The sequence below is a fragment of the Mycobacterium botniense genome (assembly GCF_010723305.1).
GTDB lineage: Bacteria > Actinomycetota > Actinomycetes > Mycobacteriales > Mycobacteriaceae > Mycobacterium > Mycobacterium botniense.
This window is the reverse complement of the sequence record NZ_BLKW01000002.1, coordinates 1,771,235-1,797,459: the sequence shown is the minus strand read 5'-3', so window position 1 is coordinate 1,797,459 and position 26,225 is coordinate 1,771,235. Positions and strand designations below refer to the sequence as shown.

The following is a 26,225-nucleotide window of genomic DNA, read 5'->3' as shown; positions in this document are numbered from 1 at the left end:
AGAGGAGAGAAAAGTGTCCCAGGAAACGATTGAGCAGTCACCGGCACTTATTGCCTCGCAGGCTTCGTGGCGGTGCGTGCAAGCCCACGACCGGGAGGGTTGGCTGGCACTGATGGCCGACGATATCGTCATCGAAGACCCGATCGGCAAGGCGCCTACCAACCCCGACGGGCAGGGCGCACGGGGTAAGGATGCGGTTGCCGCGTTCTATGACGCCAACATCGCGGCGAATCAACTGACAATTACCTGCGAAGAGACGTTCCCGTCCAGCTCTCCCCATGAGATCGCGCACATCCTGCTGCTGCGCAGCGTGTTTGACAACGGAGTCACCAGCACTGTACGCGGGGTGTTCACCTACCGGGTGAACAACGCCGGCTTAATCACCAATATGCGCGGCTATTGGAACATGGACGCTATGACATTCGGCGCAGACGTGTGACCGACCTGCTGGCCGGCCAGGGCGCTGTGGTGGTCGGCGGCTCCCGCGGTATCGGCGCAGCGGTTGCCGCCCTGCTGGCACGACACGGTGCCGGCGTGGTGGTCAACGGTCGCGACCCCGGCGCCGCCGGTAAAGCCGCCGACGCGATCACCGCATGCGGTGGCCGGGCGATCGCGCACGCCGGTTCGCCGTCCGATCAGGCAGCAGCAGAAGCGTTGATCGACAAGTGCATTGGTGAATTCGGCGGAATCCATATTCTAGTGAACTGTGCGGGCATCGCCGAGCCGGTGGGTTCGTCGATCGTCGATATCAGTCCGGCCGAGTTCGATGAACTGCTCGAGGCGCACCTGGGCACCGTGTTCGCGACGTGCCGCGCCGCAGCACCCAGGATGGTCGAGCAGGGCGCTGGCAGCATCGTCAACACCGGCTCATTTGCGTTTTTGGGTGACTACGGCGGCACAGGGTATCCGGCCGGCAAGGGCGCGGTCACCAGCCTGACCTTGGCGATTGCCGCTGAGCTGAAACAACGCCGGGTGCGCGCTAATGTGGTGTGCCCTGGGGCCAGGACACGGTTGTCGAGCGGGCCGCAGTACGAAGCTCAGATCACAGACCTGCACCGCCGCGGTCTTGTCGATGAGGCCACGATGCGCGCCGCGCTTGATGCCGCGCCGCCGGATTACACCGCGCCGCTGTATGTGTATCTGGCCAGCAATCTCGCTGCCCATCTGACCGGCGAAATCCTTGTCGCAGCGGGTGGATTTGTCGGCCGCTTGCCGCGGCCTACCCCTGCGGTCATCGGTTACCGCGATCACCACGACTCACCGCCATGGTCGGTGCAGGAGCTGCACAACCTCTTTCGCCCTGACGCTGCGTCTCGGCCGGGGTGATGTGCAGTCTTATGTGCTGGCTCGCCCGGCGAAATGCCGGGACGCTCACACGAGCATCACTGCCGACGAACAACGGCGGGGCTCATATGCTGACAGTCATGGCCACCGTTTTCACTAAGATCATCAACGGAGAACTGCCCGCCCGCTTCGTCTACGAGGACGACGAGACCGTCGCCTTTCTGACAATCGAGCCGATGACACAAGGACATACACTCGTGGTGCCGCGCGCCGAGATCGACCACTGGCAGGAAGTCGACAGCGCCTTGTTCGGCCGCATCATGGCGGTGGCCCAGCTGATCGGCAAGGCGGTGTGCCGGGCGTTCGGCACCGAGCGGGCCGGGGTGATTATCGCCGGGCTGGAGGTGCCGCACCTACATGTCCACGTCTTCCCGACCCGGCACCTCAGTGACTTCGGCTTCGCCAACGTCGACCGCCACCCCTCACCGGAATCACTCGATGAGGCGCAGACCAAGATCAAGGCGGCGCTCGCCGAACTGGGGTGAATATCAGCCCACCTGCGCAGGAACATCGGCGACGCGCGGCAAGGAGACGCAGAAGCGGCAGCCTTCTCCGGGGGCGGTGGTCACCGTAACGTCACCGCCATGGGCATGTACTAGCGAGTCGACAATCGACAGCCCTAACCCGGTGCCGCCGCTGGAGCGCGCCCGCGACGAGTCGGTGCGGTAGAACCGTTCGAAAACCCGCAACGCGTCCTGTTGGCTCATACCGGGGCCGGTGTCGGCCACCTCCACCACCGCATCGTCGCCGACAGTGCCAACCCGGACGGTGACATCAGCGCTTTCCGGGGTGTGCTGCAGCGCGTTGACCACCAGGTTGCTCAACACCTGGCGCAACCGGGACTCGTCGCCGAGCACCTCCGGGGTGCCCGGACCGTCAAAGACTTCCATCGTGATCTTGCGCTTGGGGGCGATCGCCTGTGCATCGTGCACGGCGTCGGTCGCCAGCGCCAGCAGGTCCACCCGATGCCGTTCCAACGGCCGGTGTGCGTCCAGCCGCGCCAGCAAAAGCAAGTCGTCGACCAGCTGGCCCATCCGGCGTGCTTCGCTTTCGATCCGCAACATCAGCATCTCCATGTCGCGGGCGGCGCCCTGACGGTACAGTTCCGCGAAACCGCGGATCGTGGTCAGCGGGGTCCGCAGTTCGTGGCTGGCGTCGGTGATGAACCGGCGCATCCGCTCCTCGGAACTGCGGGCTTTGTCCGCCGAAGCCTCTGAGGAGGCCAGCGCCCGTTGAATCTGCGCGAGCATACCGTTCAGCGCCAACGTCAGCCGGCCCACCTCGGTGCGCGGATCACGTTCGGGCACACGACGATCCAGCTGACCGGCGGCAATCGCCGCCGCGATCTGTTCCACTTCGGCCAGCGGCCGCAGACTGCGATCCACCACGAAATATCCGGCCGCACCGAGGATCGCCAATATAACAGCCCCAATGGCGATCCGTGACCATAACAGCGCCCGGATGGTGGACTGAACATCGGACAGGTCGCGTGCGACAGTGATAAACCCGCCCCGGGGCCCACGCACCGACACGGCCCGCCACTGCACACCCGACCCGTCGACGGAGCCGACTGTCGTCGGGTTCGGGCCCACGTCGTTGTTAGCGGGCAGTGCTGGTTCGCCGTTGCGATCATTGACGCTCACCGAGGTGCGGCCATCCGGGTCGACCTCGCGCACATAAAAGTTTGACGGCGGACGGGCGGCGTTAGGGCCCTCATCCGGGGGCGGAGGTACCCGCCGTGGGGCCAGGGCCCAACCGCGCGACGCGTCGAGCAGGGTCTGGTCGACGCGGTTAAACAGCTCGTGATGCAGGATCGAGGTGACCGCGATTCCCTGCACCAGCAAGCCACACGCGACAAGAAGCAGAGTGGCCGCCACCAGGCTCACCCGCAGCGGCATCGCTTGTCGACGGTATTTGCCCATCCTGTGCTCGCCTACGGCGCGTCATCGTGTGACACAAGCGCATCGCTGCTCATCGCGGCTCCCGCAGCACATATCCGACCCCGCGCAGCGTATGCAGCAAACGCTTCTCGCCGGTGTCGATCTTGCGGCGCAGATACGAAACATAGGATTCCACGACGTTGACGTCACCACCGAAATCGTAACGCCAGACGTGGTCGAGGATTTTCGGTTTGCTCAGCACCGTGCCCGCGTTGATGACGAAGTAGCGCAGCAGGGTGAACTCGGTGGGCGACAGCGATACCGGCTGTCCGGCCTTCCATACTTCATGGGTCTCTTCGTCGAGTTCGATATCGGCGAACTTCAGGCGGGTGCTGCGCGGTTCACCGGTCACTTTGCCGGCGCGTCGCAAGATGACCCGCAATCGGGCGACCACTTCCTCCAAGCTGAACGGTTTCGTCACGTAGTCGTCACCACCGAGGGTGAGGCCCGCGATCTTGTCCTGCAACGAATCGCGGGCGGTCAGGAACAGCGCGGGCGCGTCGATGCCGTCGGCACGCAGCCGGCGCAATACCCCGAAACCGTCCATTCCCGGCATCATCACATCGAGGATCACCGCATCCGGCCGGGTTTCCCGGGCCCGGTCCAGCGCCGCGGGCCCGTTGGTTGCGGTGTAAACCTCGAAACCCTGGAATTTCAGGCTCACCGACAGCAGTTCGACAATATTGTCCTCGTCGTCGACGATCAGGACACGAGCCTCAGGGGTGGTTTCGCGTGTAGTGGCCACGGTCATGAAGTCAATTTCCTCGCACTTGGTTGAAAGTAACCTCGACAACAGCTGTGCACGAGCTGTGAATCTGATGCCAGCATGCTTCGACGATGCTGCAAACGAGTGGGCTCGACCGGCGCGAATACACTCGGGGAATGAGCCTCGGCAAAAGCGTGATTTCGATCGTCACCGCCCCTGCGCGTGTCGGGCTGGCGGCAGCCGACGTAACCGTGAGCGTCGCAGCCTCGGCGGTAGGGCTGGCGAGACGCACACTAGGCCCCGGCCACACCCAGAACAGGTCGAATCCGGTCGCTCAGCTGCTGGGGATCGAGGATGCGATCACACGGGCGAATCGGCTGGCTCAGTTGTTGGACGACGATGCCCCGCTGGGCCGCGCGCTGGCGCCCGACGGCCCGGTGGACCGGCTGCTGCGTCCCGGCGGGTTGATCGACGTGTTGACCGCCCCGGGCGGCCTGCTCGATCGCCTCACCGAGGAGGGCGGCGTGTTGGAGCGCGCGCTGAAGCCCGGCGGGATCGCGGATCAGCTGCTCGCCGACGATGGGCTGATCGAACGCGTACTGGCCGAGGATGGGCTGGCCGACCGGTTGCTCGCCGAGGGAGGCCTGGTCGACAAGCTGACGGCGAAAAACGGGCCGCTGGAACAATTGGCGGACGTTGCCGACACCCTCAGCCGATTGGCCCCGGGGATGGAAGCGCTAGAACCCGCCATCGCCACCCTGCAAGAGGCGGTCATCTCCCTGACCATGGTCGTCAACCCGCTGAGCAACATCGCCGAGCGCATCCCGTTGCCGCGGCCCTGGCCGCGCCGCTCACCGTCCCGACCGGTGCGTTCCCAGCGCATCATCGACCAGAATCAGTGAGCCGATACGCTGACTTTCGTCAGACCGGCCTCCTTAGCTCAGTGGTAGAGCACTCGCCTTGTAAGCGAGCGGTCGTCAGTTCGATCCTGACAGGAGGCTCGACGCGGAAAGGGCTGCACCGGCCGGCCCGTGCGGACATCGATGCGGGCGCCGCGAACAGATTCACCGGGCCGTCCACTGCGACGTCAGTGCGAACTCCGAGAGGTATCTGGTGGAACTCCAGCCACCGTCGACCACAATCGTCTGCCCGTTGATGAAACTGCCGCCGGGCGAACACAAAAACGCCACAGTGCTCGCCACATCCTCGACCGTGCCCAGCCGCTGATGTGGGGTCATCTCGATATTGAGTCTGCGGAAGCGCTGATCCCGCAGGCGGGCTTCGGTCATGGGCGTTTCGATCACACCGGGCGCCACCGCGTTACACCGGATTCCACGCGAACCGTATTGACAGGCAATATGGGTGGTCAGCGCTGTCAGTCCGCCCTTGGCCGCAGAGTAGGCGCCGCCGCGCAAACCTCCCACCACAGCGAATGTCGATGTGATATTGATGATGGCCGAGCCGGGCTGCATATGCGGCAACACATCCCGTGCCAAACGGAACGGTGCGCGCAGCATCAGTCCGAGAAAATGGTCCAGGGTTTCGTCGTCGGTATCGTGCAGCGGGGTGGGGCTGCCCACCCCGGCGTTGTTGATCAGAAAGTCGACACGGCCCCAGCGTTCGACAGCGGCATCCACGATGCGGCGCGGCGCGTCGTCGTCGGTGAGATCCACGGCCACGGTCCTGACCCGCTCGGGATCGCCGATAGCCTTCTCCAGCTGGTCCAGACGGCTCCGATCCCGCCCCGTTCCGAGCACGGCGGCACCCGCTCCGGCGAGTTTAATCGCGCATCCAAAGCCGATGGCGCCGCTCGCGCCGGTGACGATCGCTACCTGCATGTCATCTGTCCGCCTTCATAAGCGCCGCCTTGATGTGTTGTTTCACTACTTTTCCCGCGTCATTCTTCGGCAAGGCGTCCCAGATGACGACTTGCTCCGGCACTTTGAACGTAGCCACGCCGTGCGCTTCCAGAAAGTCGCGCAAGGCGGCGAGGTCGGGAGGCGGTGCGCTGGTGGGCACGATCACCGCGCAGGCCCGCTCGCCGGTCGCCGCGTCGGGCAGGCCGACGACAGCGACCTCGGCGATGCCCGGATGACCGATAAGGATGTCCTCGATCTCTTTCGGCGAAATATTTTCGCCCTTGCGGATGATGATGTCCTTGGCTCGGCCGGTAACGACCAGATACCGCCCGTCAACCCAGCGGCCTATGTCCCCGGTGCGGAAATAGCCTTCGGTATCGAACGACTCTACTTCGTCCTCGGGATGCAGGTATCCGACCAGCATCTGGGGTCCGCGGGCGAGAATCTCGCCTGCACCGACCGATGCGTCGTCAGCTGCAGCGATCTTGACCTCAGCCAAGCCGGGACGGCCATCCGTGTCGGCGGCGCGGTCCGGGTCAGTCGGCGCGCCGATCGTCGTGACGGGCACCTCCGTCGAGCCGTAGACGCGGGTGACGACGGCTCGCTCGAAATAGGCTGCGGCGCTGCGGATCAACGATGCGGGTACCGATGCGCCGCCACACACGAACAATTTCAGGTCGGGTAGCCGAGTATCGGCCCGCTGTGCCGCGTCGAGGAGCTGCTCCAAAAACGGTGTCGCTCCTGCGATATGAGTGCAGTGCTCGGCCTGCATGAGCCGCACGGCAGCATCCGCGTCCCACCGATCCATCAGCACCGCGGTCGTGCCGAGCAGAAGCGGACATTCGAAGGCGTAGATCGAACCACCGATGTGAGCGATCGGGGAGGGAACCAAGAACCGGTCGCCAGGCTCGACCAGCCAATGCTCCTGGATCTGACAAATCAACGCGTGCAATGAATTATGGCTATGGAGCACACCTTTCGGCCGTCCCGTGGTACCCGATGTGTAGAGAATCATACGTACCGCGTCGGCCTGCAGCGCCGGCAACTCGCGTGCCGGCGCCTGCTCATCGATCAGCGATGGGTATGCGGTGTGATCGCCAGGATCACCGCGCACGACGACAACCTCAGGGCGGGTGTCTAACTCGGACGTGACCCGGCTAAGCATGGGCATGTAGTCGCGGCGGCCGAAACGGGATGGCACAAAGATCATGCGGCTTTGGGCGTCACCGAGGATGAACCGCAGCTCGCGATCTCGCAGCGACGGCAGGATGGGGTTCACCACCATCCCGGCCAGCGTGGCGGCCAGGTAGATGACCACCGCTTCGTGCCAGTTGGGCAGCATGAACGACACCACGCTGCCCACCGGCATACGCCCCAGCAGCGCCTGCGCCAGCGTCGCCGCTTGACAATAGAGGCTTCCGCAGTCCAGACGGCATGCGCCGTCGACCACCGCCACGCGCTGTGGAGTTCGTTCCGCGGATTCGCGCAGCGCATCAGCCAGTGTGCTATTGACCCACCACCCGCGGGCGTAAGGGTCAGCAGCGGTGTGCACTGTCACCGGTAACCTAGTCTTTGATCCGGTGCATCGTCATCGAATACCGGAAACGCGAGGACGGATGCGTGTTGATCGTCACCTGGGCGACCTCACCTTCCGACGTCGTGTAGGTGCGGCGGATCTCTAGCCCCGCGATTCCCGGCTCGACCCTGAGCCGATCGGCCACCCCGGGCGAGAGCACCACCGCGCCAATCTCCTGATGCACCTCGACGATACTCACTCCGAACAGATCCTCGATCAGTGGGAAAGCCGGGCCGGTGTGACGTTGCAGTAACCTGCCGACCGCGGCGAAGGCCCGGTTGATGTAGTACTCAGTGCGGCAGATCGGCGCCGAGTCCTCCTCGGCCTGCCGATATCCGCGGATGGCCAGCCACTGGGTGCCCACCGGCAACCCGGTGTGCCCGGCGAGATCGTCGTTGACGCTCACCATTGCGGTCGAGTCGATGGCGAACTGGGTGCCGGTCGCGAAAGCGAGCAGGTCGTTGATCGACTTGACATCCTGGGCATACGAATTCGACGCCGGGCGGGGTACGACGAGTGTTCCCGCGCGCGGCCGCGAGACGACGAGGTTGTCTTCCCTGAGCCGGCGCAGCGCCTCCCGCACGGTGTAGCGGCTCACGTTAAACCGCTGGCACAGTTCATGTTCAGTGGGCAACTGGGTGCCTACGGGGTAAATTCCCTCGACGATCTCCTTGCGCAGCGTGCGCGCGACCTGAAGGTAGCGGTGGTCGGTGGGGCTGACGGTCACCGGCGATCCTCGGCAGCTGGTGGGTGCAATGCCAGGACGCTGCCCTCCGCGTCGGCGGAGACAAACAGGGTGCCGTCCGGCCCGGCTGTGATCCCCGCGAATGGACCCTGCGGGCCGGAGAACGGCGGTAAGCCTTTAAGCGGTTTGGGCACCACACCGGGCGGCGCTCCGACCGGCAACTCGGCGGCAATCGTGCGGCGGGCCCCGGTGTCCAGGTCGAATTCGATCAACTCCTTGGCGCTGGCGTCGACGATGTAGATCCGACCGTCAGTCGCCAGAATACCTTGGGGGCAGCCTAATTCGTCGAGCACCGGCTCTGGGTGTGAGCCGGTCAGCCGGACCACCCGCCCGGCACCGGATTCGGTGACCAGAGCAGAGCCGTCGGCGGCAATCGCCACACCAACCGGCTCATGCAGGCCGGACGCCAGCGTCTCGACCCTGCCTGCGCGCAGCGACAACACCCGTCCGGTGCCCAGTTCGGCGAACGCGATACCTGATGAAGCGATTGCCACACCGTAGAGTTGATCGAATCCATCCACCAACACCTCGCTCTCGCCGGCGGCGGGCCGGTAGCGGGCCACCTGACCGCCCGAGGTCGTCACCACGAACTGCCCGGCGCCGGCCGGTGCCACGCCGCGCACGAACCCGGGATAGCCCGGAGAGAACAACATCCCGACCGCGTGCAACCTCGCATCCGGATGTCGCACGTAGAAGAACGTGCCGTCGGCGATGTAGAGGTTCGCGTCATCGCCCACCGCCAGGTCCAGCGGCCAGTTCAGTCCGCCGGGCAACACGGCGCGTGTCGCACCGCTGGGCAGAATCTCGGTGATCTCGCCGGTGAAGTTCGACACCAGCAGCCGATCGCCGGCGAAGGTGAGGTTGTCCAGCCCGGGGCTGAGCGCGGCGAGGACGCTGCGCTCACCGCTGCGCGGATCGATGCGCAGCACCTGCCCGCTGGCCACCTGGGTGGACACGATGAAACCCTCGGAATCGAACTTCACCGCATCTGGGACACCGAGATCTCCTGCAACGCACTGTGGTTCGCCACCATCCAGATCGATGCGCCAGATCTGGTTGGCGCCCATCACCGGGAAGTACAGCAGGCCGTCGGGGCCGACCTCCATCGCGTTAGGCAGCGGGACATTCTCCAACAGCACGCGGGGTTCACCGCCGCCGAGATCCATTTCGAGGATGCGTCCACCCACACGGCACTCGCTGATGAATAACCGTCCTTGGTGAAACGTGATGCCGTTGGCGGCCGGGATATCGTCGCGCAGCACCCGCGGGCGCCCACTGGGGTCCAGTACACTCACCCGGCCGTCCATGACCTCGGTGGTGTACAGATTGCCGCCGCTGTCGAAAGCAACGTCGTCGGGCGCAACGATGTCACCGCCCTTGGGGCTCACGACACCCACGTCCCCGGTGCGCAGATCCAGCGCGCTGATCTGGCTACCGGTTACCTGCGCGATGTAGATGCGATCGTCCGGACCGGCGCACAGACCATTGGCGCCGAACAGCCGGCTGGGCGCGGTGACCCGCTCGAGTCGCCACCCCTCGGCCACCTGCGGCGGGCTCATAACGCCGTATCGGCCCGTTTCCGGTGACATGGTCATCCTCGCGGGATCCTTCCATGCGCGCGTCCGATGGTGTCAGATGTACTAGTCCAGACAACTATTCAGGCAGCAGCATAATCGGCACTTGACGCAGTCTAAGCTTCAGCGGAATAGTGTTCTACAAAATGGAGAGTAACATATTTTGTCCGGACAAATCGCTCTATGCATGATCCGTTGAGGTTGGACGGCCGCGTCGTCGTGGTGTCGGGCGCCGGTGGCGGCGGCATCGGTACCACAGTGACGTCGATGGCTGCCGCGGCAGGGGCCACCGTGATCGCGGTGAGCCGATCCACCGCGAACCTCGACGAGCACGTCACTCCCCTGGCCCGGCAAGGCCTTCCCGTCATACCGGTCTCCGCCGACGCGTCGACCGATGAGGGCATCGATACCGTCATCGATCGCGTGCGGGGCACCGTCGGCGAGCTTTATGGGTTGGTCAATATCGCCGGTGGCGCGGCGCCCTCGACCTGGATGCCCGCCACCCGGGTGACCCGCAGCGACTGGCGGGAATTGTTCACTGCGAACCTCGAAACCGCGTTCTTTATGAGCCGGGCGGTCGCGGCGGAGCTGAAAAAACAGGGCAAGCCCGGTGCGATCGTCTCGTTGTCCTCGATCAGCGGCATGAACACCGCACCATTTCACATTGCCTACGGCACAGCCAAGGCGGCGGTGGCGGCGATGACGCGCACGATGGCGCTCGAGTTGGCGCTGGACAACATCCGGGTGAACGCGGTGGCGCCCGGGATCACCGCGACACCGGCCTCGGGCACCTATGTCGACCACGACCCGGAACGTGACCGTCGCGCCATCGCGATGGGGCGGCGTGGCCGTGCGCAGGAGATCGCTGGCGCCATCCTGTTTTTGTTGTCCGATCTTTCCAGCTACATCACCGGACAGACCCTGCTGGTCGACGGGGGCCTCGACCTCAAGTGGTCCCATTTGGACGCTGACAACACGTCGTTGTTTCTCAAGGACGAGTCGTTCCGAGCGGCGCTAAGGAGCATGCGATGACCGACACCGAAGTGCACGCAGCCGAGCAGCTGTCCGCACCGGTCACAATCGGGGTCGAGGCCTACCTCTCCGAGGATTATGCGCGCGCCGAGCGCGACAAACTGTGGCGCAAGGTGTGGCAGCAGGTCGGCCGGGTCGAAGACCTCCCCCAGGTGGGCAGCTACCTGACCTATGACATCCTCGACGATTCCATCGTGGTGGTGCGCACCGGGCCCAGCACATTCAAAGCTCACCACAACGTGTGCATGCATCGCGGGCGCCGTCTGGTCGATATCCCTGAGGGCGCGAAAAACGCTTGCGGCCGCAAGAAATCGTTCGTCTGCGGATTCCACGGGTGGACATACGACCTGGAGGGCAGCTGCACCCATGTGCCCGAAAAACAAGACTGGCAGGGTGCGCTGACACCGGAAAACACCCACCTGGCGCCCGTCAACGTCGATACCTGGGGCGGGTGGGTGTGGATCAACATGGATCCCGACTGCGAGCCGTTGCGTGATTATCTCGAGCCCGCCGCCACCATGCTGGACCCGTTTCAGTTGGACAAAATGCGTTGCAAGTGGCGCAGATGGCTGCATTTTGAGTGCAATTGGAAAGTAGCGATGGAGGCCTTCAACGAGACCTACCACGTCGCGACCACACACCCGCAGTTCAACAAGTTCGGCAGCTTTCGCGGCTGGGCCAAAGTCCACGGGCGGCATAGCAACATTGGCTATGACGCCCCGAAGGATCTGGAAAAAACCAAGTCGAAAATCCGGCTCGGCACCGGCACCGACCCGCGAATCTCAACCGCGCAGATGCAGGTCTACACCCTGGAAGAAACCGACGCCACCACCACCAAAACATTGGTGGATGCCGCACGCAGGCTGGTCGACGAACTTCCGGAGGGCACCCCGGCGGACCAGGTGCTCGAGCACTGGCTGTCGGCCGCGCGCCGCGACGACGCTGCCCGCGGGGTGATCTGGCCGACCATCGATCCCGAACACCTGGCCGCCAGCGGTACGGCGTGGCAGATATTCCCCAATTTCCAGATCGGCCAAGGCTTGACCACCGCGCTGTGCTACAGTGCCCGGCCCTACGGATACGACCCGAACAAATGCATCTTCGAAGCCTCCTGCTACGAGCTCTATCCCGAGGGCCAAGAGCCACACACCGAGTGGGAGTACCTCCCACCGGGAGATCCCAGCTGGCGCACCGTTTTTCCACAGGACTTCGCCAATATGGCCGCGGTGCAGCAGGGGATGAAATCGCTCGGCTTCAAGGGCACCAAACCCAACCCGTATATGGAACGCAGCACCGTCAACCTGCACTATCAACTGTCGAAATATATGGGAACCGGCGAACCGCGCGAGCTGTGAGGAGAACGGATGACCGCCCCGGCGACGATGCAGAGCGGAGCGATGAAAAGGAGCGGCGCCCGATGACGACGCCCGACTGCGAGCAACCGACACAAACGCCTGACGACATCGATATCGATGCGCTGCGGGAGAAATACCGTCAGGAGCGTGAAAAGCGGCTTCGGCCAGAGGGTTCTCAGCAATATCTGGAACTGACCGGCGAGCTCGCCAAGTTCTACGAGATCGACCCGTACACGCCGCCGGTCGTGCGCGATCCGATTCGCGAGGACATCTATGTCGCTGTCCTGGGCGGTGGGATCGCCGGTCTGCTGGCCGGTGCCTATCTGAAGAAGGCCGGCGTGGAAGACGTGCACATCATCGAGATGGGGGGAGACTTCGGCGGCGTCTGGTACTGGAACCGTTTCCCCGGCATCCAATGCGATAACGACTCCTATTGCTATATGCCGTTGTTGGAAGAACTGGACTACATCCCAACCAAGAAGTACGCCGACGGCCCAGAGATCAGGGCCCACTGCCAGCGTATCGGAAAGCACTTCGGCCTTTATGATTCAGCGATCTTCTCGACTGCCGTGCGCGCGCTGCGCTGGGACGAAGCAATCAAGCGCTGGCGGATCAGCACCGACCGCGACGACGACATCCGCGCCCGCTTCGTCGTCATGGCCAATGGCTCCTTCAACCGACCTAAACTTCCCGGCATTCCCGGGATCCAGAACTTCAAAGGTCACCAGTTCCATTCGTCCCGCTGGGATTACGAGTACACCGGCGGGGATTCGACGGGTGGCCTCTACAAGCTGGCCGACAAATGTGTCGCACTGATCGGCACGGGTGCCAGCGGCATTCAAATCGTCCCGTTCCTCGGCCGTTACGCCAAGCACCTGTATGTGTTCCAACGCACGCCTTCATCGGTCGACTCGCGGGGCAATACACCGACCGATCCTGAATGGGTGAAGACACTCAAACCGGGCTGGCAGAAGGAGCGACAGCGCAATTTCCACCGCTGGAGCCCGTTCGAAGGAGTGGTGTTCGACGAGCCGGACCTGGTCTGTGATTTCTGGACTGAGCTGGGCCGCAACATGACCGCGCGAATCGCCGCCATGGATGACCCTGCGTCGCTGACCGTGGAACAGATAATGGCGATCCGGGAAGAGGAAGACTACAAGGTTATGGAAAGGCTGCGGCGCCGCATCGAGAGCATCGTCAAGGATAAGCGTACCGCCGAGGCGCTCAAACCCTACTACCGGTTTCTGTGCAAACGGCCTTGTTCCAACGACGACTACCTGCCCACGTTCAACCGGCCTAATGTCACTCTGGTCGACGTGTCGGAATCCAAGGGTGTGGAACGGATCACCGAAAAGGGAGTCGTTGCCGGAGGAGTCGAGTACGAAGCCGACTGCATTATCTACGCCAGCGGATTCGAGATCACCACGGAGATCAGCCGCCGCTACGCGATCGACACGATCGAGGGCCGCGGCGGGTTGTCGCTCTTCGATTACTGGCGCGACGGTTACAAGACGCTGCACGGCATGACGGCCCGCGGGTTCCCCAACCAATTCCACACCGGCTTCATCCAGGGCGGTGTCGCGGCCAACACCACCGCCATGCTCGAGCAGCAGGCCGAGCATATCGCTTACATCATCGCCGAAGCCCAGAAACGCGGCGCCGTCACCGTCGAGCCCAGCCAGCGGGCCCAGGACCAGTGGATTCAGGTCATCCGCGAAACCGCTGTAGACACTTCGGCATTCGACCAAACCTGCACGCCGGGCTACTATAACAACGAAGGCGGCGGCGGTGGCGAAGGTATCCGTACCCACCTCGGCGAACCTTACGGACCCGGCTTCTACGCCTTCGGCGAGTTGCTCGAACAATGGCGCAAAACGGGCGATCTCGACGGCCTTGAACTCGGAACATAAATGTCTGAGCTGAGATTCGACAATCGAGTCGCGGTCGTGACGGGCGCCGGGCGTGGCCTTGGCCGGGCCTATGCCCGGTTACTGGCCGCACGGGGGGCGAATGTCGTGGTCAACGATCCCGGCGGAACGCTCACCGGTGACGGGATCGACCCCGGTCCCGCGAACGAAGTGGTGCACGAGATCAAGTCGGCAGGCGGTGAGGCGGTCGCGTGCACCGAGTCGGTGACGACCCCAGCCGGTGGTGCGGCGATCATCGCTGCGGCGCTTGAGCGGTACGGCCGGCTGGACATCATCATCCACAACGCCGGCAACGTCCGCAGCGCAACGTTACAAGAAATGAGCTACGAGGACTTCGAAGCGGTACTGGACGTCCACCTGCGTGGTGCTTTTCATGTTGTTCGGCCGGCGTTTCCGCACATGCGCGAGGCCGGCTACGGCCGCATCGTGTTGACGTCCTCAATCGGCGGGCTGTACGGCAACCACGGTATCGCCAATTACGCGGCCGCCAAATCCGGAGTGATCGGCCTGTCCCACGTGGTGGCACTGGAAGGCAGCACGCATAACGTGAAATGCAACGTCATTGTGCCTGCAGCGGAGACGAGAATGGCTCAGGGCCGTGACACCGTGGGCTACCCGCCGTGGGGCCCGGAGTTGGTGGCACCCGCGGTGGGGTGGCTCGCCCACGAATGTTGCTCGATCAGCGGCGAGGTGTTGATCGCGATCGCTGGCCGGATGGCGCGGGCCGTTGTCGCTGAAACTCCTGGCATATACCGCGATTCATGGTCGATCGAGACCGTCGGCGAACAGATTGATGCGATCCGTGACATGGCCGGACCAGTGATTTTCCCGGTCTTGCCCAACGGCCACGCCGACCACATCGACTACAGTTTCCGGATGGCCAGGCGGTACATCCGCGACGGGGCCACTCATGGCTAGGCCGGTCACCGGCCCGCTGGCGGGCGTGCGGGTGCTCGACCTCACTGCGATGGTGATGGGGCCCTACTGCACCCAGATCATGGCCGACATGGGCGCCGATGTGATCAAGATCGAACCACCCGGCGGCGATGTCACCCGTTACGTCACGGTGGGGCCCGCGCCGGGAATGAGTGGTGTGTTCGTCAATGTCAACCGTGGAAAGCGCAGCATCGTGCTTGACCTGCGCTCCGAGACCGGCAAAGCCGCGCTGCGGGCGCTCATCGAAACAGCGGATGTGTTCATCCATTCGATGCGGGCCAAAGCAATCGCCAAGCTGGGCTTCGGGTACGACGACGTCGCCGCGATCAACCCGGCGATCGTCTACACCAATTGCTACGGTTATAGCCGCCGCGGGCCCGACCGAGATCTGCCAGCCTACGACGACACTATCCAGGCCGAATGTGGGCTGCCGGCCGTCCAACAGATGCTGACCGGCGAGGCCAGCTACGTGGGCACCATCATGGCCGACAAGGTTGCCGGCCTGACGGCGCTCTACGCCACCATGATGGCGCTGTTCCACCGCGAGCGCACCGGCGAGGGCCAAGAGGTGGAGGTGTCGATGTTCGAAACCATGGCGTCGTTCATGCTGGTCGAACATGCCAACGGCGCGATTTTTGAGCCGCCCCTCGGACCGGCCGGCTATCCCCGGGCGCTGGCTCCCAACCGTCGCCCCTATCAGACCAGCGACGGCTACATTTCGGCGCTGATCTACACCGACAAGCATTGGTCGGCGTTCATCGACGCCGTTCAGCCGCCATGGGCCAGCGATCGCTATGCCACGCTCGAGCAGCGGGCCCGCCAGATCGACACGGTATATGGTCTGGTGGCCCAGACGATGCGCGAGCGCACCACCGAGGAATGGCTGACGTTGTTCCGCACGCTGGAAATCCCTGCGGCACCCATCCGCACACCCGACGCGCTGTTCGACAACCCGCACCTGAACGCTGTCGGGCTGTTCGAGACGGTCGATAGCCCGCACGGAAGGTTGCGCTTTCCTGGTGTGCCGACGTGGTTTTCGCGCACCCCGGGCCGAGTCAGCGGGCCGGCCCCGGAATTGGGCGCCCATACCGACGAAGTGCTCGAGGAGATCAGCATGGGCAGCACCGAACTCAGCGGGCACACCAGGCACGAGGGTGACTTCACGTCTGCCCGGCACGGAAAGGAGCGCTGATCATGGGTGTGCCCGTCTACCGCCGCATCTTGGACCTCTTCGAGGCCGAGGGTGTCAACACCGTGTTCGGTATCCCTGACCCGAACTTCGTGCATATGTTCCTGGAAGCCGACAGACGCGGCTGGGCTGTGGTCGCCCCGCATCACGAGGAAAGCGCTGGATTCATGGCCGAGGCGGCCGCACGAATGACGGGTAAGCCGGGCCTGTGCATCGGAACGCTCGGACCCGGCGTGGCCAACTTAGCCGGAGCGATGATGTGCGCCAAGGTGGAAAACTCGCCGGTCATCTTCATCGGTGGGCAACGGGCCCGCATCACCGAGCGGCGGGTGCGGCGTGGGCGCATCCAGTTCGTCCGCCAGGAGGCCCTGGTGGAGCCCTCGGTGAAATACAGCGCCTCGATCGAGTACGCCGACCAGACCGACGAAATCGTTCACGAGGCGATCCGCCGCGCGATGTCGGGTACCCCGGGTCCGGCCTACATCGAGTACCCGGCCCATGTGCTGCTGCACGAACTGGACGTGCCGGCACCGGCACCGCCCAGCGCCTATCGCCTGGTCGACCAGGGCGCGGGCGCGCGGGAAATCGCTCAGGCCGCACAGCTGGTGCAGGCGGCCAAAGCCCCGATCCTGCTGGTCGGGCACGGTGTGCACACGTCGCGCAGCGGCGGGCCGGTCAAAGCGCTCGCCGAGCTCATGGCCTGCCCGGTGATCCAAACCTCCGGCGGCACCTCCTTCATCCCGGGGCTGGAGGACCGCACCTTTCCCTACGGGTTTTCTCCGGCCGCGGTCGAGGCGGTAACCGCCTCCGACCTGTGTGTGGCGCTGGGCACCGAACTTGGCGAGCCGGTCCACTACGGCAAGACGCGGCATTGGGCGCAAAACGACCCGATCCGCAAATGGATCTACGTCGAGCAGGATCCGGCGGCGATCGGGGTGAACCGGCCGGTGGACGTGGCGCTGGTGGGCGACCTGCGAGCCGTCGTGCCGCAGCTGGTGGCTGCGTTACAAGACAGCCCCCGCGCATCGTCAGCCGATCTGGCCCGCTGGATCAAACAGGATGCCGACCGCCGGGCCGAGTTGGCGCAAACCGCGCCCAGCGGCAGCACTCCCATCCATCCCGCGCGGTTTGTGGTCGAGGCGACGAAAGCCTTCCCGTCCGACGGCATCCTGGTGCGTGACGGCGGCGCGACGGTTATCTTCCAATGGACCTACTCGCAGGCCAGACCGCACGACGTCATCTGGAACCAGAACTTCGGCCACCTCGGCACCGGATTGCCGTATGCCGTCGGCGCTTCGGTGGCCGATGGCGGCAAACGACCGGTCATGCTGATCACCAGCGACTCGTCGTTTCTGTTTCACATCGCCGAATTGGAGACCGCGGCGCGGCTGGGACTACCGCTGGTGTGCATCGTGGGAGTCGACCACCAGTGGGGCCTGGAAGTCGGTGTTTACAAACGCACTTTCGAACAGCCGTCGCCGCAGCCCGGGGTGCACTGGAGCAAAAACGTGCGCTTCGACAAGATCGCCGAAGGCCTGGACTGCCATGGCGAATACGTCGAGTATGAGCAGGACATCGGCCCGGCGATCAAGCGGGCTTACGCCAGCGGGCGGCCGGCAGTCGTGCACGTCGAGATCGACCCCAAAGCGAACTCGGAGGAAATGCCGAATTACGGCGAATTCCGGACCTGGTACGCCGAGGGCACTCAATAGAGGCAGGATTTGAGGGAAGGTGGCGTTATGCGCGAGTATCTGAAGTTCTATATCGACGGCCAGTGGGTGGATCCGGTGCGGCCGCACCCGTTCGATGTCGAAAATCCCGCGACCGAACAGGTGACGGGCCGGATCTCACTCGGCTCGGCCGATGACGTCGAGGTGGCGGTAACCGCGGCGCGGCGCGCCTTCGCCGGCTGGTCCGAGAGCAGCCGGGAAGAGCGCCTCGAGCTGCTGCAGGCGATTCTTGCCGAATATCAAAAGCGTGCAGACGATCTGGCGGAGGCGGTGACCGAGGAGATGGGCGCTCCGCCGTCGTTGGCCGCCGGGCCCCAGGTGCAGCTTGGCCTGGGTCACCTGGTGACCGCCATCGACGTGCTGAAGAACTTCGCGTTCGAGCAACAGCACGGGGCAACCTTGGTGGTCAAGGAGCCGGTCGGGGTGTGCGGGCTGATCACCCCGTGGAACTGGCCGCTCAACCAGATCGCGGTGAAGGTGTATCCGGCGCTGGCGACCGGCTGCACGATGATATTGAAACCGTCCGAGGTGGCGCCGTACTCGGCTTACATATTCACCGAGATTCTCGACGCCGCGGGCGTGCCGGCGGGCGTGTACAACCTCATCAACGGGGACGGCGCGGGGGTAGGGGTCGCCTTGTCCAGCCACCCCGGCATCGATATGGTCTCGTTCACCGGTTCGACGCGCGCCGGCATCGACGTGGCCGCCAGGGCCGCCAGCACGGTCAAACGGGTTACCCAGGAGCTCGGCGGCAAGAGCCCCAACATCGTGCTCGACGATGCGGAATTCGAGAACAGCGTCCGGGCCGGTGTGACCAACATGATGCTCAACACCGGCCAGAGCTGTAACGCGCCCTCGCGCATGCTGGTGCCGAAATCGCGCATGGCGGAAGCCGTCGCAGTGGCGCGGGAAGCCGCCGAGCAAGTCAAGGTCGGCGATCCTGACGACAGCCACGCCATCGGACCGCTTGCCTCGCGGGCGCAATTCGACAAGGTGCAGCGCTTGATCCAGAAAGGCATCGACGAGGGCGCCACCCTGGTCACCGGCGGCCCTGGCCGGCCCGACGGCCTGGACAAAGGCTACTACGCCAAACCCACCGTCTTCGCCGACGTCACCAACGACATGACCATCGCGCGCGAGGAAATCTTCGGCCCCGTGCTGTGCATCCTGGGCTATGACGACATCGACCATGCCATCGAGATCGCCAACGACACCGACTACGGTCTGGCCGGCTATGTTTCGGGAGCCGACCTCAACAAGGCCCGGGCGGTGGCCAGCAAAATCCGCGCCGGCTGGGTGACGATCAACCACGCCTTCGACATGAACGCGCCGTTCGGCGGCTACAAGTGCAGCGGCAACGGCCGCGAATGGAGCGAGTTCGGCTTCCACGAGTACCTGGAGACCAAGAGCGTGCTCGGGTACGCGCCGGACAACGCTGCCGGGTAGCGGGACCGGATCCGCACGACATCGGGCGGCCCGTCGGAGATCAAAGCGAGGTGTTTTGGCGGTGGGTTCGCTGACAGGGAAAGTCGCGCTGGTGACCGGCGCCAGCCGTGGGATCGGCAAGGGTATCGCGGTGGCGCTGGGAGCCGAAGGAGCGACGGTGTACATCACGGGCCGTACCGTCGTCCCCGGCTCGGGCCCGTTGCCGGGCACTGTGGGCGAGACTGCGGCGGAAGTTTGCCGCCGCGGCGGCACGGGGGTCGCGGTTCAAGTCGACCACGCCGACGATGATCAGGTCGCGGCGCTGTTCAACCAAATCCGTTGTGAACAGGGCAGGCTCGATATCCTCGTCAACAACGCTTTTGCGATCCCGGAGGATTTGACCGAGCCCGCACCGTTCTGGGAAAAGCCGCTGTCGAACTGGGAGATGGTCGAGGTCGGTGTGCGGTCGAACTTCGTCGCGGCTTGGCATGCGGCCAAGATCATGGTCGGCCAGCAGTCGGGGTTGATCGTCGCTATCTCCGGCTATGTTGGGGTGACCTACACGTACGGCGTGGTATTCGGGACGTGCAAGACCGCCGTCGACCGGATGGCGCGCGACATGGCTATCGAATTGCGGCCACACCATGTCGCGTCGCTCTCGTTGTGGCAGGGCCTGACGTTTACCGAACGCGCGCAACGCAATCTCGCGCGCGAGCCTGCGATGCGGGGTCTGACGGCCACGAATCCGGCGGTCGGTTGCTCACCTGAATTTCCCGGCCGGGTGATCGCGGCACTCGCCGCCGATCCCGACGTGATCACGCGGTCGGGAGGCACGTTCATCACTGCGGAGATCGCCCGGGACTACGGCATCACCGACGTGGACGGCCGGGTCATTCCGTCGCTGCGGGCCGAGCGCGGCGCGCCGATTTGGCGCCCGATCGCGGAGGACACCCGTGGACGCTGATCGTGTTGCGCGCGTACTGGACCGGCATGACATCCTGGATTGCCTGACGCGGTTCAGCCGCGGCATGGACCGTTTCGACCGGGATCTTCTGCTGTCCGCGTTTCACCCGGATGCGGTCATCGCCGCAGGCGATTTCGTCGGCGGCCCGTCGGATCTTTACGAGTGGGCTTCGGCTCTGCATGAGAAGGGCCAAGTGGCCACACATCACAACCTCCTCAACCACACCTGCGAGATCGACGGCGAAACCGCCCACAGCGAAACGTATTACCTATTCGTCGCACGCAACCGCGACGAGACTAACTGGATGGCTGGGGGGCGTTATATCGACCGGCTTGAGCGGCGTGACGGATCCTGGCGGATTGTAGTGCGTATCAACGTCATCGAATGGTCAAGCATAGTCCCGGCCATGCCACTGCCCTTCGCCGACGTCCCCGATATCCACGACAACGGTGCGCCGTCGCGCAGCAAGGCGGATCCGTCGTATCAGCGGCCGCTGGTCAACCGGCGGGAGCGGCACAATCCGCTCAGGGCCGTCTGACCTCTGTGGTTGCACTCTCCTGACCCGGGACCGTCGAGCTGGACCCGGGTAACGCTCAACCCGCGTCGAGTACCGGGTTGTCACCTGACGAACGACCAGAGAGATGGGACTCTTTGGTTAGGGCGGCGCTAAGCCGGCGGGTTGCAGACGAGAGCTGCGCCCCCAGACGAGTGACCGCCGCGCCGCTCATCGGCCCGGTGCTGGGAACCAGGCTCAGCATCAGGGCGATGCGCGATCCATCCTCCAGAACTGGCGAGTCGATGTGACTCACCTCGTAGGTGCGGTCTGCGGCCAGGCTGATCGGGAACCACTCTTCGGTGTGGATGAGTTCGTCGGTTAACGCCTGCGCCAGCTGGCTCAGCCGGGTGGACCGTACCTCGGCGCTGCGCACGATCTGCGCCAGTTCCTGCAAGCGCAGATCGGGCAGGATGTGAAGACCCACCGCGTAGCCCCGCTGCCGGGCGGCGGTGACAGCCCGGCGGTAGCGGTCGCGCACGTCCTCGGGCAGGGCGGCCAGCCAGCGCCCTCGCACATCCGGCCCGGCCCAGGCAACGATCGACGCCCCGTATGGCGGGCGGTGGGGGAACTGGGTGCCGATGGGCATCGGGTGACCGCCGCCGCGAGGGCTTCGGACCTGATCGACGACGGTGGAGTGGTCATCGCTGACCGAGAAGGCAATGCAGTGCGCGCCGGTCGCGGCCGCCAGCTCAGCCATCACAGAGCGGGCCAACACCAGAGCCGGATAACGGCTGGCCGCCTCCCGGCCGAGCCGGACCAGAGCCGGACCGAGGTGGTAGGTCTTGCGAACAGGGTCGCGCAGCAACCAACCGGCCCGGAGCAGTTCGGACAGCATCGAGTGGCAGCTGGCCTTATGGACGCTCAAGTGCCGCGATACGTCGGCCAACGTCATCCCCCGGCTCGCATCCCCCGCGAGATGCTCGAACAGCTTCACGACCCGTTCGGTCTGGGGTGAGGGACGCGGAGCCATAGCGCCATGGTCGCATAATGCGACTGCTTGCGGTGTCATAAGCGACCATGTGACCATGGCCACAATGACGGATCTTCAAGGCAGGGTGGCGGTCGTCACCGGTGGAGCCGGCGGCATCGGCCGGGCCCTGGGCAGGCGCTTCGGCCAGGAAGGTATGAAGGTGGTACTGGCCGATGTCCGCAAAGAACCGCTGGACCAGGCAACCCGGGCACTCGCGGGCGAGGGCATCGAGGCCGCTGGCGTGGTTACCGATGTGACCGACTATTCCTCGGTCGAGTCGCTCGCCAAGGAGACGCTCGATCGCTTCGGCGCGGTGCACGTGGTGTGTAACAACGCGGGCACCGGCGCGGTCTCCGAAGGGTATATGTGGGAACACGACCTGGCCGATTGGCGCTGGGGGATCGACGTCAACGTGCTCGGCGTCATCCACGGGATCAAGGCGTTCGTGCCGATGCTGCTGGGGCAGGGCGACGGACATGTGATCAACACCTGTTCGGGCAACGGCGGGTTCGCGCCGATCGCCCGGGGGGCCATGGGCGGACCGGCCACGGCGGTCTACCCGATGACCAAGGCCGCGGTGCTCTGCCTGACCGAAAGCCTCTACACCCACCTGCAGATGACCGGGACGCGGGTGCGGGCGCACGTTCTTTTCCCGGGCGGTTTTTTGAACACCGGCATTTGGGAGTCGTGGCGGCACCGGCCGCAGCGCTACGCCCCGACACAGAAACGTCGCACACCCGAGCACACGCTGGCAGACGTTGTGGCCCGCTTCGAGGCCGCCGGCGCACGTATCGAGTTCACTCCGCTCGAGACGGTCGCTGACCAGGTCGTCGAGGGAATCCGGGCAGACCGCTTCTGGATGATGGGTCCCCCCACACCCGCTGAGGACGTCGTGCGCCGCAAGGCGACGTCGATCCTTGCTCGCAGCAACCCCGACTACCTGGTCGACGTGCTCAGCCAGAGCGCCGCGAAGACGCCCGCTACCGAAGGAGGAAAGCATTGAGCACCAAGATAATTCGGTATGGCCCTCGCCCGCCCGAGGCGCAAGTCGATCACGAGGTCGACGCCACCAAGGCGCCGATCGCCACCGAAGCGGTGACTGTCACGTACCTCACCGATCCGGAGATTGTCGCGGCCGTCTTGCCCAAGCCGCTGGAACCGGCGGCCGAGCCATTGGTGCGCGTTCAGCTTCAGCGGGTCCGGATCGAGGGCAGACCGCCATTCGGATCGGCGGTGTTTTCGGTGACCGCCCGGCATGGCGAGCTGCACGGCGACTATCCCCTCTTCATGCCCCAGTCCACCGAGCAATCGGTCACGGGTGGGCGCGAAACATTCGGCGAACCCAAGAAATTGGCTCACATCGACGTGCAGCGTGACGACGATCGCGTCACCGCGACAGTTGACCGGCTAGGCTATCAGCTCATCCGAGTGAACGGTCAGGTCACTGGCCCGGCGCAGTTGCCACCCGACCAGGTCGACACCGAGTTCTACTTCAAGTTCCTGCGGGCTCCCGACGGCAGCGGTATCACCGATCCGCACCTGGTCTACGGTGAATATCACCGCCACTACGAGCTGTTCGAAAACATCGACGGCACAATCGAATTGGGGGAGTCGCCACTGGATCCGGTGGCCGACATCGTGGTCCGCCAGATCAGCTCGATCACCTGGTGTCGCCGGCGCACCGTCCAGGTGGGACGGATCGCCGCGCGGGTACCGCAGGAGTGGCTGCTGCCGTATGTGCACCAGCGCTACGACGAGCCCTATGACAACGAAGCATTGCTCGCGGCCCCTGGACCCGAGCCCGCGCGGGTATAGCGCATGGATCGGTATACGGTCATCTCGGCCGACTGCCACGCCGGTGCGGATCTGCTCGACTACCGCGAGTACCTCGATCCGCAGTACCGCGACGAATTCGACGGCTGGGCAAAGACATACGTCAACCCGTTCGCCGACCTCACCGAACCCGACGCCGAACGCAATTGGAACAGCGACCGGCGCAACGCTGATCTGGACCGGGAAGGCATTGCGGGGGAGGTCATCTTCCCCAATACGGTGCCGCCGTTCTTCCCCCAGGCGAGCCTGGCCGCACCCCCGCCGGAGACCGTCCGCGAGCTTGAGCTGCGCTGGGCCGGACTGCGTGCGCACAATCGCTGGCTGGCCGACTTCTGCTCCGCCTCGCCCGAGCGGCGCGCCGGGGTAGGCCAGATCCTGCTCGGCGATCTCGACGAGGCTGTCACCGAAATTGCCCAGATCGCGAAACTGGGGCTGCGCGGCGGTGTGCTGCTGCCCGGAGTCGTCCCCGGCAGCGGCATCCCTCCGCTCTACGCCGAGCACTGGGAGCCGCTGTGGGCGGCGTGCGAGCAAGCGGGCGTGGTGGTCAACCACCACGGTGGCAACGCCGGGCCGAGCCCGACCGACGGGTGGGGCAGCTCGTTCGCGGTGTGGGTGTACGAGACGCACTGGTGGGCGCATCGGGCGCTGTGGCATCTGATCTTCAGTGGCGTACTCGATCGCCATCCGGACCTCACCGTGGTCTTCACCGAGCAGGGCGCCGGCTGGATACCGGCGACCCTCGACTCGCTCGACGTCGCGGTCGCGCGTTATGGGCGAGCGAGCTCGGCGATCGCTCGGTTCGCCGGGCCGACCGCCGGCTCATTACCCCTTAAGCCCAGCCAGTACTGGGCCCGCCAGTGTTATGTCGGCGCCAGCTTCATGCGACCCGTCGAATGCGCCGAGCGCCACCGAATCGGCGTCGAGAAGATCATGTGGGGAAGTGATTACCCACATTTCGAGGGCACCGCTCCCTACACGCGCGAGGCGCTGCGCCATACCTTCAGCGGTGTCCCGGCCGACGAGGTGGCGGCCATGGTGGGCGGTACTGCGGCGAGCGTCTATGGCTTCGACCTCCAGGCGCTCGCGCCCCTCGTGGACCGGATCGGCCCGACCGTGGCCGAGGTGGCCGAGCCGCTGGCGGCCGTACCCGCCGATGCGCGCAGCACCGTCTTCGAGCCTGACCCCATCCGTGCCTGGTAACGAAAGGACGCCTGTGGACCCCTATGTGATCATCTCCGCGGACTGTCACGCCGAGCTGCCCACCGAACGGTACCGCGAATATGTCGACCCGGAGTATCGGGAGGAGTTCGAGGCGTACCTGGCCGAAAAGGCTGCCGCGCCGCAGGTTGGCGAGTTCATCGATGAGCAATTCGCGCAGGCGTGGTTCGCCGAGCATGGAGAGGGTATCGCCGGCGGATGGGATGTCGGGCTGCGGGACAAGGAACTCGACGGCGACGGGGTGGCCGGCGAGGTTATCTTCCCCGACGCCGACGCCGTAACCGGGGTCGCCGGGGCCCCGTTCGGGGCCGGTCTGGGCCAATCGGGCGAGCTCGACCCGGGGCGTGCCATGGCCGGGGCCCGGGCGCACAACCGCTGGCTGGCCGAGCTGTGCAGCCACAGCCCCGAGCGGCGGGCCGGGGTCGCGGTCGTGCCGATACTGGCGGATGTCGACGCGGCGGTGGCCGAAATCACCCGAGCCGCGGAATCGGGGTTGCGGGGCGGGATTCTGATCCCCGCGCGCTGGGTCGGCTACCCGCCCTACCACGACCGTCGCTACGACAAGGTCTGGGCCGCCTGCCAGGACCTGCAGATGCCGGTGCACACCCACTCCGGTCCCGCCCCGCAGGAGGAGTACGGCGGACATCTGGGCATCTATGTCACCGAGGTGCGCTGGTGGGGGGCCCGGCCGCTGTGGTTCGCACTGTGGTCAGGCGTGTTCGAGCGCTTCCCCCGGCTGCGATGGGGAGTCACGGAGTGTGGCGCATTCTGGGCCAACGACCTGCTCTGGCTGATGGATACGCGGTATTTGCGCGAGCACTCGGCCAAGAAGATGAGCCATCTGATGGAGGGCGATCTGACGATGCCGCCCTCAGCCTACTTCGACCGCAACTGTTTCATCGGGGCCACCACCACGGAGCGCAGGGAGCTGGCGCGGCGCTACGAGATCGGTGTGCCAAACATGTTGTGGGGCAATGACTTCCCCCATCCGGAGGGAACTTGGCCGCATACCCGTGAATGGCTGCGGCGCTCTTTTTGGGACGTCCCCATCGAGGAAACCCGCCAGATGCTGGGCCTGGCAGCAGCCGAGGTGTACAACTTCGACCTGAACGCCCTCGCTCCCCTGGCCCAACGCATCGGGCCGACCCCCGAGGACCTCGGCCAAGACGATGCAGTGAGCATCCCCAAGTGGGAAACCGCCCGCCGGGTCGGCCGCCACTGGTTGACGGGGGCGGAGCCTTCCCCCCACCTTGTGGAGACATGACACGAATGCTGTCCATGGCCGCACTGCGGGGCCGCTGATTGGGGTAGGCGCCGCCCCGTCACACGACATCGGGCACGTGGA

At 65.0% G+C, this 26,225-nt stretch carries 24 protein-coding genes and 1 tRNA gene; 18 read left to right on the top strand and 7 right to left on the bottom strand.

What is annotated here, in order from left to right; translation table 11 throughout:
- The first annotated feature begins 28 nt into the window (after nucleotides 1–28).
- The 3 genes from G6N08_RS08375 to G6N08_RS08365 all read left to right on the top strand — a co-directional run bounded on the left by G6N08_RS08375 (nucleotide 29) and on the right by G6N08_RS08365 (nucleotide 1,829).
- The gene (locus G6N08_RS08375) at nucleotides 29–439 is read left to right on the top strand and encodes a nuclear transport factor 2 family protein (protein WP_371869007.1); all 411 of its coding nucleotides are present in this window, start codon (nucleotides 29–31) and stop codon (nucleotides 437–439) included.
- Nucleotides 436–1,326, top strand: a complete 891-nt coding sequence (locus G6N08_RS08370; protein ID WP_246216643.1) for an SDR family NAD(P)-dependent oxidoreductase — start codon at nucleotides 436–438, stop codon at nucleotides 1,324–1,326. Before G6N08_RS08375 ends, G6N08_RS08370 begins: the two co-directional genes overlap by 4 nt.
- A 98-nt stretch (nucleotides 1,327–1,424) precedes the next feature.
- Nucleotides 1,425–1,829 carry an HIT family protein gene (locus tag G6N08_RS08365; protein WP_163756027.1) on the top strand — a complete coding sequence of 135 codons (405 nt, stop codon included), beginning with the start codon at nucleotides 1,425–1,427 and terminating at the stop codon, nucleotides 1,827–1,829.
- A 3-nt stretch (nucleotides 1,830–1,832) separates the two neighbouring features.
- On the opposite strand, the gene G6N08_RS08360 is transcribed toward G6N08_RS08365, so the two are convergent.
- Complete coding sequence (locus G6N08_RS08360) at nucleotides 1,833–3,242, bottom strand: sensor histidine kinase (protein ID WP_371868970.1); 1,410 nt, start codon at nucleotides 3,240–3,242, stop codon at nucleotides 1,833–1,835.
- A gap of 73 nt (nucleotides 3,243–3,315) precedes the next feature.
- Nucleotides 3,316–4,035 carry a response regulator transcription factor gene (locus tag G6N08_RS08355; protein WP_163756023.1) on the bottom strand — a complete coding sequence of 240 codons (720 nt, stop codon included), beginning with the start codon at nucleotides 4,033–4,035 and terminating at the stop codon, nucleotides 3,316–3,318.
- A 131-nt stretch (nucleotides 4,036–4,166) separates the two neighbouring features.
- Between G6N08_RS08355 and G6N08_RS08350 the strand changes: the two genes are divergently transcribed.
- Together G6N08_RS08350 and G6N08_RS08345 are read left to right on the top strand one after the other, a co-directional pair.
- On the top strand, nucleotides 4,167–4,892 hold the full coding sequence (locus tag G6N08_RS08350; RefSeq protein WP_163756021.1) for a hypothetical protein: 726 nt from the start codon (nucleotides 4,167–4,169) through the stop codon (nucleotides 4,890–4,892).
- Between the two features lie 27 nt (nucleotides 4,893–4,919).
- Nucleotides 4,920–4,991, top strand: a tRNA-Thr gene (locus G6N08_RS08345).
- 63 nt (nucleotides 4,992–5,054) lie between these two features.
- Here the strand turns inward: G6N08_RS08345 and G6N08_RS08340 are convergent.
- Genes G6N08_RS08340 through G6N08_RS08325 form a run of 4 tightly spaced genes read right to left on the bottom strand, consistent with a single transcriptional unit; the run spans nucleotide 5,055 to nucleotide 9,765 of the window.
- Nucleotides 5,055–5,828, bottom strand: a complete 774-nt coding sequence (locus G6N08_RS08340) for an SDR family NAD(P)-dependent oxidoreductase (RefSeq protein WP_163756018.1) — start codon at nucleotides 5,826–5,828, stop codon at nucleotides 5,055–5,057.
- A 1-nt stretch (nucleotide 5,829) separates the two neighbouring features.
- A complete protein-coding gene (locus G6N08_RS08335; RefSeq protein ID WP_163756016.1) occupies nucleotides 5,830–7,407 on the bottom strand; it encodes an AMP-binding protein in 1,578 nt (525 codons plus the stop codon).
- A 7-nt stretch (nucleotides 7,408–7,414) separates the two neighbouring features.
- Nucleotides 7,415–8,152, bottom strand: coding sequence for a GntR family transcriptional regulator (locus G6N08_RS08330; protein ID WP_163756014.1), 738 nt, complete (start codon nucleotides 8,150–8,152; stop codon nucleotides 7,415–7,417).
- A complete protein-coding gene (locus G6N08_RS08325) occupies nucleotides 8,149–9,765 on the bottom strand; it encodes a Vgb family protein (protein WP_246216642.1) in 1,617 nt (538 codons plus the stop codon). Before G6N08_RS08325 ends, G6N08_RS08330 begins: the two co-directional genes overlap by 4 nt.
- Before the next feature lie 162 nt (nucleotides 9,766–9,927).
- On the opposite strand from G6N08_RS08325, the gene G6N08_RS08320 reads away from it, so the two are divergent.
- From G6N08_RS08320 to G6N08_RS08280, 9 genes are all read left to right on the top strand, one after another.
- Nucleotides 9,928–10,776, top strand: a complete 849-nt coding sequence (locus tag G6N08_RS08320) for an SDR family NAD(P)-dependent oxidoreductase (RefSeq protein WP_163756012.1) — start codon at nucleotides 9,928–9,930, stop codon at nucleotides 10,774–10,776.
- Nucleotides 10,773–12,131: an aromatic ring-hydroxylating oxygenase subunit alpha gene (locus G6N08_RS08315; RefSeq protein ID WP_163756010.1), complete on the top strand. Its 1,359-nt coding sequence runs from the start codon at nucleotides 10,773–10,775 to the stop codon at nucleotides 12,129–12,131. The genes G6N08_RS08320 and G6N08_RS08315 overlap by 4 nt, the downstream gene beginning before the upstream one ends.
- A 62-nt stretch (nucleotides 12,132–12,193) precedes the next feature.
- Nucleotides 12,194–14,041: a flavin-containing monooxygenase gene (locus G6N08_RS08310; protein ID WP_163756008.1), complete on the top strand. Its 1,848-nt coding sequence runs from the start codon at nucleotides 12,194–12,196 to the stop codon at nucleotides 14,039–14,041.
- Entirely contained in the window at nucleotides 14,042–14,977 is a 936-nt protein-coding gene (locus G6N08_RS08305) for an SDR family NAD(P)-dependent oxidoreductase (RefSeq protein WP_163756006.1), read from the top strand.
- A gap of 16 nt (nucleotides 14,978–14,993) precedes the next feature.
- Nucleotides 14,994–16,187, top strand: a complete 1,194-nt coding sequence (locus G6N08_RS08300) for a CaiB/BaiF CoA transferase family protein (RefSeq protein ID WP_163756852.1) — start codon at nucleotides 14,994–14,996, stop codon at nucleotides 16,185–16,187.
- Nucleotides 16,188–16,189: 2 nt separating this feature from the next.
- A complete protein-coding gene (locus G6N08_RS08295; protein WP_163756004.1) occupies nucleotides 16,190–17,896 on the top strand; it encodes a thiamine pyrophosphate-binding protein in 1,707 nt (568 codons plus the stop codon).
- Nucleotides 17,897–17,923: 27 nt separating this feature from the next.
- On the top strand, nucleotides 17,924–19,360 hold the full coding sequence (locus G6N08_RS08290; RefSeq protein ID WP_163756002.1) for an aldehyde dehydrogenase family protein: 1,437 nt from the start codon (nucleotides 17,924–17,926) through the stop codon (nucleotides 19,358–19,360).
- 61 nt (nucleotides 19,361–19,421) lie between these two features.
- Nucleotides 19,422–20,303: an SDR family NAD(P)-dependent oxidoreductase gene (locus G6N08_RS08285; RefSeq protein WP_163756000.1), complete on the top strand. Its 882-nt coding sequence runs from the start codon at nucleotides 19,422–19,424 to the stop codon at nucleotides 20,301–20,303.
- A complete protein-coding gene (locus tag G6N08_RS08280) occupies nucleotides 20,293–20,841 on the top strand; it encodes a nuclear transport factor 2 family protein (protein WP_163755998.1) in 549 nt (182 codons plus the stop codon). The genes G6N08_RS08285 and G6N08_RS08280 overlap by 11 nt, the downstream gene beginning before the upstream one ends.
- Nucleotides 20,842–20,896: 55 nt before the next feature.
- Here G6N08_RS08280 and G6N08_RS08275 read toward each other — a convergent pair whose 3' ends face one another.
- Complete coding sequence (locus tag G6N08_RS08275) at nucleotides 20,897–21,829, bottom strand: IclR family transcriptional regulator (protein ID WP_163755996.1); 933 nt, start codon at nucleotides 21,827–21,829, stop codon at nucleotides 20,897–20,899.
- A gap of 64 nt (nucleotides 21,830–21,893) precedes the next feature.
- On the opposite strand from G6N08_RS08275, the gene G6N08_RS08270 reads away from it, so the two are divergent.
- From G6N08_RS08270 to G6N08_RS08255, 4 genes are read left to right on the top strand one after another with little or no spacing between them, the layout of a single operon-like run.
- Nucleotides 21,894–22,832 carry an SDR family oxidoreductase gene (locus tag G6N08_RS08270; protein WP_163755994.1) on the top strand — a complete coding sequence of 313 codons (939 nt, stop codon included), beginning with the start codon at nucleotides 21,894–21,896 and terminating at the stop codon, nucleotides 22,830–22,832.
- Nucleotides 22,829–23,644 (top strand): acetoacetate decarboxylase family protein, encoded by an 816-nt coding sequence (locus G6N08_RS08265; protein WP_163755992.1) that lies wholly within the window; start codon nucleotides 22,829–22,831, stop codon nucleotides 23,642–23,644. Before G6N08_RS08270 ends, G6N08_RS08265 begins: the two co-directional genes overlap by 4 nt.
- Nucleotides 23,645–23,647: 3 nt before the next feature.
- Complete coding sequence (locus G6N08_RS08260; RefSeq protein WP_163755991.1) at nucleotides 23,648–24,862, top strand: amidohydrolase family protein; 1,215 nt, start codon at nucleotides 23,648–23,650, stop codon at nucleotides 24,860–24,862.
- Nucleotides 24,816–26,144, top strand: a complete 1,329-nt coding sequence (locus G6N08_RS08255) for an amidohydrolase family protein (protein WP_246216641.1) — start codon at nucleotides 24,816–24,818, stop codon at nucleotides 26,142–26,144. Before G6N08_RS08260 ends, G6N08_RS08255 begins: the two co-directional genes overlap by 47 nt.
- Nucleotides 26,145–26,225: the final 81 nt, after the last annotated feature.

Excerpts from the sequence above, each read along its gene's own strand:
- G6N08_RS08365 (WP_163756027.1), top strand. The coding sequence starts at position 1,425 with ATGGCCACCGTTTTCACTAAGATCATCAACGGAGAACTGCCCGCCCGC.
- G6N08_RS08360 (WP_371868970.1), bottom strand. The coding sequence starts at position 3,242 with ATGCCGCTGCGGGTGAGCCTGGTGGCGGCCACTCTGCTTCTTGTCGCG.
- G6N08_RS08355 (WP_163756023.1), bottom strand. The coding sequence starts at position 4,035 with ATGACCGTGGCCACTACACGCGAAACCACCCCTGAGGCTCGTGTCCTG.
- G6N08_RS08350 (WP_163756021.1), top strand. The coding sequence starts at position 4,167 with ATGAGCCTCGGCAAAAGCGTGATTTCGATCGTCACCGCCCCTGCGCGT.
- G6N08_RS08340 (WP_163756018.1), bottom strand. The coding sequence starts at position 5,828 with ATGCAGGTAGCGATCGTCACCGGCGCGAGCGGCGCCATCGGCTTTGGA.
- G6N08_RS08325 (WP_246216642.1), bottom strand. The coding sequence starts at position 9,765 with ATGACCATGTCACCGGAAACGGGCCGATACGGCGTTATGAGCCCGCCG.
- G6N08_RS08320 (WP_163756012.1), top strand. The coding sequence starts at position 9,928 with ATGCATGATCCGTTGAGGTTGGACGGCCGCGTCGTCGTGGTGTCGGGC.
- G6N08_RS08315 (WP_163756010.1), top strand. The coding sequence starts at position 10,773 with ATGACCGACACCGAAGTGCACGCAGCCGAGCAGCTGTCCGCACCGGTC.
- G6N08_RS08310 (WP_163756008.1), top strand. The coding sequence starts at position 12,194 with ATGACGACGCCCGACTGCGAGCAACCGACACAAACGCCTGACGACATC.
- G6N08_RS08305 (WP_163756006.1), top strand. The coding sequence starts at position 14,042 with ATGTCTGAGCTGAGATTCGACAATCGAGTCGCGGTCGTGACGGGCGCC.
- G6N08_RS08295 (WP_163756004.1), top strand. The coding sequence starts at position 16,190 with ATGGGTGTGCCCGTCTACCGCCGCATCTTGGACCTCTTCGAGGCCGAG.
- G6N08_RS08290 (WP_163756002.1), top strand. The coding sequence starts at position 17,924 with ATGCGCGAGTATCTGAAGTTCTATATCGACGGCCAGTGGGTGGATCCG.
- G6N08_RS08275 (WP_163755996.1), bottom strand. The coding sequence starts at position 21,829 with ATGGCTCCGCGTCCCTCACCCCAGACCGAACGGGTCGTGAAGCTGTTC.
- G6N08_RS08270 (WP_163755994.1), top strand. The coding sequence starts at position 21,894 with ATGACGGATCTTCAAGGCAGGGTGGCGGTCGTCACCGGTGGAGCCGGC.
- G6N08_RS08260 (WP_163755991.1), top strand. The coding sequence starts at position 23,648 with ATGGATCGGTATACGGTCATCTCGGCCGACTGCCACGCCGGTGCGGAT.
- G6N08_RS08255 (WP_246216641.1), top strand. The coding sequence starts at position 24,816 with ATGCGCGCAGCACCGTCTTCGAGCCTGACCCCATCCGTGCCTGGTAAC.